The 9,356-nt window shown below is 74.3% G+C and carries 9 protein-coding genes; 6 read left to right on the top strand and 3 right to left on the bottom strand.

Annotation, left to right across the window (positions count from 1 at the left end; all coding sequences use genetic code 11):
* Positions 1 to 76: 76 nt before the first annotated feature.
* The gene (locus tag ACIRS4_RS20855; RefSeq protein ID WP_404197876.1) at positions 77 to 1,066 is read right to left on the bottom strand and encodes an ArsR family transcriptional regulator; all 990 of its coding nucleotides are present in this window, start codon (positions 1,064 to 1,066) and stop codon (positions 77 to 79) included.
* Positions 1,067 to 1,196: 130 nt separating this feature from the next.
* Between ACIRS4_RS20855 and ACIRS4_RS20850 the strand changes: the two genes are divergently transcribed.
* The 3 genes from ACIRS4_RS20850 to ACIRS4_RS20840 all read left to right on the top strand — a co-directional run bounded on the left by ACIRS4_RS20850 (position 1,197) and on the right by ACIRS4_RS20840 (position 4,414).
* Complete coding sequence (locus ACIRS4_RS20850) at positions 1,197 to 2,429, top strand: MFS transporter (RefSeq protein WP_404197873.1); 1,233 nt, start codon at positions 1,197 to 1,199, stop codon at positions 2,427 to 2,429.
* A complete protein-coding gene (locus tag ACIRS4_RS20845) occupies positions 2,426 to 3,154 on the top strand; it encodes a rhomboid family intramembrane serine protease (RefSeq protein ID WP_404197870.1) in 729 nt (242 codons plus the stop codon). The genes ACIRS4_RS20850 and ACIRS4_RS20845 overlap by 4 nt, the downstream gene beginning before the upstream one ends.
* 102 nt (positions 3,155 to 3,256) lie before the next feature.
* Positions 3,257 to 4,414, top strand: coding sequence for a M20/M25/M40 family metallo-hydrolase (locus ACIRS4_RS20840; RefSeq protein WP_404197868.1), 1,158 nt, complete (start codon positions 3,257 to 3,259; stop codon positions 4,412 to 4,414).
* Here ACIRS4_RS20840 and ACIRS4_RS20835 read toward each other — a convergent pair.
* Entirely contained in the window at positions 4,373 to 6,130 is a 1,758-nt protein-coding gene (locus tag ACIRS4_RS20835; RefSeq protein WP_404197866.1) for a CocE/NonD family hydrolase, read from the bottom strand. The genes ACIRS4_RS20840 and ACIRS4_RS20835 overlap by 42 nt on opposite strands.
* Positions 6,131 to 6,281: 151 nt before the next feature.
* On the opposite strand from ACIRS4_RS20835, the gene ACIRS4_RS20830 reads away from it, so the two are divergent.
* The gene (locus ACIRS4_RS20830) at positions 6,282 to 6,998 is read left to right on the top strand and encodes a TetR/AcrR family transcriptional regulator (RefSeq protein WP_404197863.1); all 717 of its coding nucleotides are present in this window, start codon (positions 6,282 to 6,284) and stop codon (positions 6,996 to 6,998) included.
* A gap of 111 nt (positions 6,999 to 7,109) precedes the next feature.
* On the opposite strand, the gene ACIRS4_RS20825 is transcribed toward ACIRS4_RS20830, so the two are convergent.
* Positions 7,110 to 7,784: a nucleotidyl transferase AbiEii/AbiGii toxin family protein gene (locus ACIRS4_RS20825; protein WP_404197861.1), complete on the bottom strand. Its 675-nt coding sequence runs from the start codon at positions 7,782 to 7,784 to the stop codon at positions 7,110 to 7,112.
* Positions 7,785 to 7,910: 126 nt separating this feature from the next.
* Here ACIRS4_RS20825 and ACIRS4_RS20820 point away from each other — a divergent pair, with 126 nt between their 5' ends.
* Positions 7,911 to 8,621, top strand: a complete 711-nt coding sequence (locus ACIRS4_RS20820; RefSeq protein WP_404197858.1) for an RNA polymerase sigma factor — start codon at positions 7,911 to 7,913, stop codon at positions 8,619 to 8,621.
* Positions 8,618 to 9,223 carry a hypothetical protein gene (locus tag ACIRS4_RS20815; protein ID WP_404197855.1) on the top strand — a complete coding sequence of 202 codons (606 nt, stop codon included), beginning with the start codon at positions 8,618 to 8,620 and terminating at the stop codon, positions 9,221 to 9,223. Before ACIRS4_RS20820 ends, ACIRS4_RS20815 begins: the two co-directional genes overlap by 4 nt.
* Positions 9,224 to 9,356 lie beyond the last annotated feature (133 nt).

The following is a 9,356-nucleotide window of genomic DNA, read 5'->3' as shown; positions in this document are numbered from 1 at the left end:
GACCCGCACGACACGCCCCCCGGCGGCAGCCGACCCGCACGACACGCCCCCCGGCCGCAGCCGACCCGCACGACAGCTAACCCCCACCCCCCGCCGACGCCACCGCATCCCCCACCCCCGTCCGGGAGTACAGCACCGACCGCCCCACCCTCCGCCGTTCCACCAACCCCGCGTCCAGCAGCACCCGCAGGTGCCGGCCCACCGACCCCAACCCCTGCCCGGTCAGTGCGACCAACTGCGTCGTGCTCAGCGCCCCCTCCCCGAGCAGCACCAGGACCGCCGCCCGCCCGGCCCCCAGCAACGCGCTCAACGCCGGCGTCGCCGCTCCGCCGCCGTGGTCCCCGGCGAGAGCCCCGACGCATGGGTAGACGACGGCATACCGCCCCCACCCTTCCCGCCCCTCGGCCTCCTCCCACGACACCCACCCCGCGCGCGGAGTCACCGGCACGAACAGCAGCTCCGCGCCGGAGATCTCCCGAGGGGGGTATTCGTGCAGGTTCACCTGCAGCCGGCTTTCCCCGAGCCACCGCGTCCCCGGCCGCAACGAGTCCAGCACCGAGGCCCACCCACCGCGACTGACCTGCGCCGTCCGCACCGCGACATCCGCTTCGAGGACTCTGCGCCGCCGCTCCCAGTAGGGCAGTACGGCCGCGTCCCACACGTACTCCAGCAGCACCGCCGCCCGCTCGGGCAGATCGTCCCGCTCCAGAACGTCCGGCAGCGGCCCCGCGAGGGACACCCGCAGATGCGCGCGGGCGTCCGCCGCCCGCGCCGACCGCACCCGCCCGAGGCCCTCCTCGAAGCTTTCCCCCTCCCTCGGGGTGGGCGTCAGGAAGTCGGCGAGCCAGTGCCGCCCGAGCCCCGCCCGCACCAGCCGCGCGGTCACCGGATCGGCGGCGAGCCGCGCCCGGTAACCGGGCAGATGCGCCCGCAGCCAGGCCGTCTCCCCGGGATGAGCGCCCGCCCCGGAGTGCAGCAGCTTCAGACTCGCGAAGGTCTCGGCGAGCGGCGAGATCAGAAACCGGCTCCCGGCGAGCGTGTCGGCGTTCACCTGCCACCACCCCACCGGCTCCACCCCCTCGCCTGTGCCACACGGCAGCCCGGCCATCGCGGCCCACGCTCAGAGCCGTGGCTCGACGTTTCGCACCACCGCGAAACGATAACGACCCCCTCCAACCCCGCCCGAGACTCCCCGCATGACGCTCAGCCCGACCGGCTACCGACGCCTCTTCCGCACCCCGGAGTTCACTCCCCTCCTCCTCTCCTCCGCCGCCCACACCGCCGCCCAGACGATCGCGGGACTCGCCCTGGGCACCCTCGTCCACCGCGCCACCGGCTCCCCGTTCCTCTCGGCGGTGAGCATGTTCGGTCCATCCCTCGCCCAGGTTCTCGGCGCGACGCTCCTCCTCTCCGGGGCCGACCGCCTCCCCCCGAGACGTGTCCTGGCCGGCCTCTCCCTGGCCTTCGCCGCCCTCACGGCCGTACTCGCCCTGCCGGGGCTGCCGACCGGGGCCGTCTTCGTCGCCGTCCTCGCGCAGGGGCTGGTCGCGGCGCTCGGCGGCGGGGTCCGCTGGGGGCTGCTCAACGAGATCGCCCCCGAAGGCGGCTACCTCACCGCGCGGTCCGTCTTCAACATGACGCACGGGCTGCTGCAGATCACCGGGTACGCCACCGGCGGCGTCCTCGTCGCCGTCCTCTCCCCGCGCCCCGTCCTCCTCCTCGCCGTCCTCCTCCACGCGAGCGCCGCTCTCGTCGCCCGCCTCGGACTGACCATCCGCGCGCCCCGTGCCGTGGGCCGCCCCTCGGCCGCGCAGACGTGGCGCACCAACGCCCGCCTGTGGTCCTCCCGTCCGCGCCGGCTGCTCTACCTCGGCCTGTGGCTGCCCAACGGTCTGATCGTCGGCTGCGAAGCCCTCTTCGTGTCCTACGACACCGATGCCGCGGGCACCCTGTTCGCGTGCGCGGCGCTGGGCATGCTGGCCGGCGACCTCGCCGTCGGCCGCTTCCTGGCACCCGCGGTGCGCACCCGCCTCGCCACCCCGCTCCTGCTGCTCCTGGCCGCCCCGTACGCCGTCTTCGTCCTGCGCCCGCCGCTGCCCGTCGCCGCGGTCGCCGTCGCCGTGGCCTCCGTCGGTTTCGGCGCGAGCCTCGTCCAGCAGGAACGTCTGATGGCCCTCACCCCGCCCGAACTCGGCGGACACGCCCTCGGCCTGCACTCCGCCGGGATGCTCACCCTCCAGGGCGTGAGCGCCGCCCTCGCCGGCGCGGCAGCCCAGCTCACCTCGCCGGCGACGGCGATGACGGCGATGGCGCTCGCGTCGGTCGTCGTGACCCTGACGCTGGCGCGAGCGGCATCCCCACGAGCCGCCGCACTCCGTAGAGTGCGAGGCGAGGGGGACGGGGTCCGCCAGGGAGGGGAAGCGCGATGAGCAAGACGGAAGGGACGCCGGTCAGTTCGGAACAGGTGATCGCGGAGGCGCGCAAGGCGTTCTTCACGATGTTCGCGTTCCTGGCCATCGTCTGGCTGGTCCAACTGGCCAACGCGGCACAGGACTACGGGCCGGCCCGCGACTACGGCGTGACCTCCGGCGACGTCGGATCGCTGCCCCACGTGCTGTCCGCGCCGTTCCTGCACTGGAGTTGGGCCCACATCGAGAGCAACTCCGGCCCGCTGTTCGTCTTCGGCTTCCTCGCCGCGTACCGCGGCGTCGCCCGCTTCCTCGGGCTCAGCCTGCTGGTCGCCCTCACCAGCGGTACGGCGGTGTGGCTCCTGGAGCAGGGCGACGCGGTGACGGTCGGCGCGAGTGGCCTGGTCTACGGGTACTTCGCCTACGTCGTCGTCCGCGGGCTCTTCGACCGGCACCTGATCGACACGCTGATCGGCCTGGTCATGGCGGCCTCCTTCGCCTACCTGCTCACCACCGCCGTCCCCGGCACCCCCGGCGTGAGCTGGCTCGGCCACCTGGGCGGGCTGGTCGGCGGTCTCGTGGGAGCCTGGCTCTTCCGGGACCGCGCCCCCCGCCCCGAGGCCGCCCCGGCCCTCGCGACCGCTGCCGCCGCCCGCACCTCCAAGCGCCGCTCCGCGCCGTCGACGCCCGCCGACCACCCCCGCGCGGACCTCCACAAGGAGCTGGACGACCTGGGCCTGCTCTGACCGACCGGGCAAGCCCTCGCGGCCCCGCCGCTGGTGGCATGTCCCGACCCGCCCTACCGTCGTGGATACGGCGACGGCGCTCCCTGCGGAAGGAGACGGGCCATGCCAGGACGGCGGGCGGAGTCGCCGGCGATGCCGGCCGGCCTGGGGGCGATGCTGGCCGACCTGGAGGAACTCGTGCGGTGCGAGTCCTTCTCCGCCGACCACGCCGCAGTGGCGCGCAGCGCCCGGACGGTCGGCGCGCTCGGCGCACGGCTGCTGGGAGCCGCGCCGGAGACGATCGTGATCGACGGGGTGACCCACCTGCGGTGGACGTTCGGCGGACCGCGCGTCCTGCTGCTGGGCCACCACGACACGGTGTGGCCCCTCGGCTCGCTCCGCTCCCACCCCTGGTCGGCCGAGGACGGGATCGCCCGCGGTCCGGGCGTCCTGGACATGAAGGCGGGCCTGGTGCAGATGTTCCACGCGCTGGCCTCGCTGCCCTCGCCGGACGGGGTGTGCGTGCTGGTCACCGGGGACGAGGAGGTCGGCTCCCCGACCTCGCGCGCGCTCGTGGAGCAGACCGCGAGGCGCTGCGCGGCCGCCTTCGTGCTGGAGGCGGCCGCCGACGCACGGGGCGCGGTGAAGACCGCCCGCAAGGGCACCTCGCGGTACGAGATCGTGGTGCACGGCCGGGCCGCGCACGCCGGGGTGGAGCCGCACGAGGGGATCAACGCCTCCGTCGAGGCGGCCCACCAGGTCCTGGCCGTCGCCGGCATCGAGGCCGCGCTGCCCGCCGACGCGGCCCACCCCGTGCTGGGCGCGGCGACCGTGACGCCGACGCTGCTGTCGTCGGGGAGCGTCCGCAACACGGTGCCCGCGCGGGCGAGCCTGTGGGTGGACGTCCGCGTGCCGACGGCGACGGCGCAGCACCGCGTCGACGCCCTCGTACGCGGCCTCGCTCCCGTGACGCCCGGTGCGCGCCTGGAGGTCGTGGGCGGCGCGCAACGCCCGCCGATGCCGCCGCACGCCTCCGCCGACCTGTTCGACCTCGCCGTCCGCACCGCCGCGGACCTGGGCCAGGCGCCCCTGACGGGGAGAGCCGTAGGGGGGTCCTCCGACGCCAACTACACGGCGGCGACGGGCTGTCCCACCCTGGACGGCCTGGGCGCGGTGGGCGAGGGCCCCCACGCGGACACCGAGCACGTGAAGATCCCCCACATGCTCCCCCGCACCCGTCTACTGACCGAACTGATCACCCGGGTCCTCGGCCCCCGTTGAACCGGCCCGGCCCCGCGCCGGCGCCGGTTCGGCGACGGGGAGGCTCAGAGCGCAGTCCGTGTGGAGGGTGATGCGGGTCGGGGTGTGGGCGGTGGCGGTCGCCGGGGGCTCGCCGGTGCCGGGGTTGCGGGCGTAGCGGGGGTGGGCGCCTCCGCTGAGCTGCCAGCGGAGGCGGTGGCCGGGGAGGAAGCGGTGGGCGGTGGAACTCATCGGCACCGTGACGCGGGAGGGGGAGTCTCCCGTCGTCCGCACCTGTGCGAGCCCGTCGCAGACATCGGTGGAGCGGCCCCGCGGGTCCACGTCGCACAGGCGGACGAAGACGTCGGCGTACCCGGTGTCCGTGGCGACGCTCAGCCGCGCCGAGACCGGGCCGAGGACGTCCACCGGTTCGGTCAGCGCGGGCCCGGTGAAGGTCACGACGTCCGCACGGGCCTCCAGGGCGCCGTTGTCGCGGGGGCCGGCGGTGCGGGAGAGCAGGGGGCCGCCGAGGGACGGCGTGGGGTCGTCCGGGTCGTAGCAAAAGGACGTCAGCGGTCCGCGACCCGTAGGGGGCTGCGGGGTGAGGCGCCCGTCCGGCGTGGCGAACCATGCCGTCGCCGCCGGGGCGGGCGGCCACGCGTCCAGGTCCCGCCAGCCGGCCTCGCCGCCGACGTGCACCCGTACACCCGTAGGGCGCAGCCCGGAGGGGTCGTCGCACAGGTGCGCGCGCAGCCAGGCGAGGCTCTCTGCGAACACCTCCGGCCAGCCCCGCTGCAACGCGGAGGCGTGCGTCCACGGCCCCACGAGCAGCGCGCTCTCGCACCCGGCCCGCCGCAGCCTGCCGTACTGCTCGAAGGTCTGGTCGACGAGCGCGTCGTGCCAGCCGGTGATCAGGGCCGTGGGCACGCTCGCCGCCTCGGCCGCCCGCGCCTGCGACGCGCCGTCCCAGAACGGGTCCTCGGCGTCCGGATGGGTCAGCACTCCGTCCAGCCATGGCACTTCCTCCCCGAGTGCGGACGCGTACGCCCGGCGCAACGGCCACGCTGTGACGACCCCGCGCATCCGCCGCTGCATTCGAGCCGCCGCCCGCACGAACGGGCCGAGCCCGCGATGCTGGTGCGTGATGCCCATGCCGACGAGGAGGGCGTTCTCCAGGAGGAGCGCGCCGTCGCGGTAGAACAGGGCGTACGGGTCCGACAGGCCCACCTGCACCACCATCGCCCTCAGTTCCGGCGGCGGTTCCGCGGCGAGCGCCCACTGCACATAGCCCAGGTAACTCGGGCCGACCGTGCTCAACCTTCCGTCGAACCAGGGCTGTTCGCGCAGCCAGGACGCCGTCGCCAGCCCGTCGGCGGTCTCGTTGCGCCACAGGTGGAACGCGCCGCCCGACCCGCCGGTGCCGCGGCAGCTCTGCAGGACGACGTGGAAGCCCTGTTCGGCGAAGAGCACCCCGTACATGGGGGACCAGGGCAGTCCCCTGCCGTAGGGCGAGCGCACGAGGAGGGTGGGGAAGTCGCCGTCGGCGCGTGGGAAGTAGTGGTCCGTGATGAGCGGGCTGCCGTCGGCGGCCGGCACCGTGAGGCCCGGCTCCCACCCGACGTCGTACCGCCTGGCCGGAAGGCCGCGCCAGGTCGCCCGCATCAGCCGCGAGGAGAGCGGCGGCTTCGGGAACGGCGCGGGGTCGAAGCCCCGCCTCGGCCCCTCCGTGGTGCCGTTGTCGTGGGTGCGTGTCGCCATGGTCCCCTCCCGCGGTTTCATTCTCGTACTGTGTACGAGAATAGAGGATGCTGGGATGCTGGAACACACGGACGACGGCGAAGACCGGACGACACGTCCGTCAGGGACGCCGCGACCCGCGGCGGCGGAATCGAGAAGGAGCACCGAGACGGTGACGCGCGACGGCGACGCCCGCACCCCGGGCGTCGACCCCGAACAGCTCTGGCTGAACCCCGACCGACCCCGCAGGGGCCGCAGGCCCGCCTTCAGCCGCGAGGCGATCACGGCGGCCGCCGTCGCGCTGGCGGACGCCGAAGGCATCGACGCGGTCACCATGCGACGCGTCGCCGCGGAGGTCGGGGCCGGCGTCATGTCGCTCTACAGCTACGCCGCCGACAAGGACACGTTGCTGGAACTGATGGTCGACCACGTCAGCGGCGAACTCCCCGCCGACGGCGACCTCACCGGCGACTGGCGCGCCGACCTCAAGACCGTCGCCCGCCTCCAGCGCGCCCTCATGCTGCGTCACCCCTGGCTGCCGGCCGCCCTGACCACCCGCCGCAGCCTCGGTCCCCGCACCCTCGCCTTCCTGGAACACGCGCTCGCGGCCCTGCGCCCCACCGGACTGGACGGCGCGACCAGACTGGAGATCTTCGCCCAGCTCACCGCGTTCGTCGCGGGACACGTGGCCCACGAGCTCACCCAGACAGCGGCCGCCCAGGCCCCCGACCGGGCCGCGGCCGAGGCTCGCTACCTGGCGAAGGTCGTCGAGGCTGGCCGCCACCCCGAACTCGCCGAAGCCCTCGCCGCCCCCGCACGCCCCGTCACCCCCGAAGCCACGTTCACCCGCTTCCTCAACCGCCTGATCGACGGCCTCGACACCGGCTGAGACCCGGGCCCCTACTACCCCTACCCCTCCCCCTGGCCCCGTGGATCGACGTGCCCCCTCACCCGTAGGCCCCCTGACCCTTGAGAGCCAGGAGTCCGGGCGACGGGACCCTCACTCCTCCTCCGGAGGCGACGACTCCAGAAGGCGTTCCGCGATGTCGTCCGCCCACTCCTGCGCCCACCGGCGCAGCGCGGCCACGGCGGGACCGTCGAGGCCGTATGCGGTGAACTCGACGTCGTCGATCATCTCCGCGCCGGTCAGACGGGCCTGGAGGTCGGCGAGGTCGAAGGCGTCGCGGGCGTGGCGACGGCCCAGTTCCTCCAGATCGGGGTGGCTCCAGCGGCCGGCGGCGGCGTGGACGTCGACGAGGTCGCGGGCCAGCCCCCGGTCGGCCAGCGCCCGGACCTTCGTGCCGACCACGTCCTCCAGGGAGAGGGCGAGACCCAGCTCGGTAGGCACGAGCGGCCGCCACAGCACCTCCTTGAGGACGTCGACCTGGCACTCCTCGCCGGTGACCGGTTCGACGACGACCAGCCGGGCGGAGAGGGGATCCGTCTCCGGGGGACTCGACACGAGCCACCCGCGCTCCTCCAGCCCCGCCCGGAGCACGCCGGCGATGTCCTCCATCCCGGCCGGGCTCTCGGTCGCGACGGCCACATGCCGTACGACGCGTTCCACGAGCCCGTGCGCCTGGGCGGCGTGACCACCGGTCAGCGCCAGGGAGTAGGGCGTGCCCAGGTCGAGGAGGTCGGCCAGCAGACGGCGGTGCAGATCGCTCACTCTCACAGGGCCAGTCTCGGGCAGCGAGCAGCCGACGGCACACGCGTCACGCCCGCCCCCTGTGTAACGCTTTTCGCGCTTCGGGCCAAGAACAGACGACGACGTTGCCCGACGACGAGAAGGAGGCCGCCCGTGGACGGCGCTGAACGGGGTGAGCCGGAGGCGGCGTTACGGGACCCGCGCCTCTTCGAGGACTTCTACCGACGCCATGTGGACGCCGTCCTGCGCTTCGTGGCCCGGCGGGTGGACGACCCGCACACCGCGGCGGACCTGACGGCCGAGATCTTCCTCGCCGTCCTCGACTCGGCCGCCTCCTACCGTCCCGGCCTCGGCAGCGAGACGGCCTGGCTGTACGGCGTCGCGCGCAACGTCGTGTCGTCGGAGCGCCGCCGGATCGCCCGTGAGACCGCACGGGATCTGCGCCTGTCCGGGAGACGGCTGCTGGACGCCGACGACGTCGTCCGCCTGGAGGACAAGCTCGACGCGGAGAGTCCGGGGCGGCGCGCCCTGGCCGCGCTGGCGAGACTGCCCGAGGGGGAGCGGGCGGTCATGGAGCTGATCGCCGTGGACCAGTTGACGGTCACCGAGGCGGCGGCCGCGCTGGGCATTCGCCAGGTCACCGCGAGGGTGCGCCTGCACCGCGCGCGCAGGGCGCTGCGCGCCGAGGCGGCCGCGACCACGGCGTCCACCGCGACCACGGCGTCCACCGCGACCACGGCGTCGACCACGCCCACGGCGTTGACCACGCCCATGGCGTCGGCCGCGCCCGTGACCCGGGGACGCCCGAAAGCGGCACGGACACCGGACGGACCTCTGATGTACGTCGCGGGGGGAGAGGCGTGAGCACGAGGCCGACGTTCGAGGACCGTCTGCTGGCCGAGCTGAAACGGGACATCGACACCCGCGAGCAGCCGCCCCCCGCGACCCCGCCGCGCCGCCTGATCACCCCTCGACGCCTCGCCGTCGTGGCGCTGCCCTGCGCGCTGCTCGGGCTCGCCCCGCTGCTCGGACTCGGCACCGTGCTCGCCTCCGAAGCACCGGCCCAGCCGGTCGCGTACGCGGTGCAGGGGCGCGGCGACGGCAAGGTGAGGCTCACGGTCGAGGAGCAGTTCATCAGCGTGGAGGCCCAGGAGGCCCTGGCGAGGGCGCTGCGTCCCTGGGAGATCCACGTGACGATCGACGTACTGCCACCGGGGTACGTGTGCGAGCGCAGCGCCCCCGCTCCCACGCCGGTGGCCCTGGACGAGCACGGCGACCCCATACCCGTAGTACCCCTCAAGTCGAGCTGGGACTTCACCCTGGGCCGAGGCGATCTGCTCACCTTCGAGAACACGGCGGGCGGCCGCAGGGCCCGCGCGGTCGAGCACTACGACGCCGGGACGGTGGCGGAACCCTGCGTCCCCGTGAAACTCGCCCTGCCGGACGGCCTGAAGACGAAGAAGTAGCGCCCGGCGACCATCACGGATCACGGCAAACCCCTACGGGCCACCACCCGACACCACGACGGATCTCCCCTCACAGAACGGCGGCTGTCCATGACCCCCTCCCAAGTACCCCCACGCACCGGCCGATTACGCA

Source organism: Streptomyces sp. NPDC101166, from assembly GCF_044768125.1.
Classification (GTDB): domain Bacteria; phylum Actinomycetota; class Actinomycetes; order Streptomycetales; family Streptomycetaceae; genus Streptomyces.
This window is presented reverse-complemented; position numbering and strand designations above follow the sequence as displayed.

What these genes read in the sequence shown, in the direction of transcription:
- ACIRS4_RS20845 (WP_404197870.1), top strand. Translation starts at nt 2,426, where the DNA reads ATGAGCAAGACGGAAGGGACGCCGGTCAGTTCGGAACAGGTGATCGCG.
- ACIRS4_RS20850 (WP_404197873.1), top strand. Translation starts at nt 1,197, where the DNA reads ATGACGCTCAGCCCGACCGGCTACCGACGCCTCTTCCGCACCCCGGAG.
- ACIRS4_RS20835 (WP_404197866.1), bottom strand. Translation starts at nt 6,130, where the DNA reads ATGGCGACACGCACCCACGACAACGGCACCACGGAGGGGCCGAGGCGG.
- ACIRS4_RS20840 (WP_404197868.1), top strand. Translation starts at nt 3,257, where the DNA reads ATGCCAGGACGGCGGGCGGAGTCGCCGGCGATGCCGGCCGGCCTGGGG.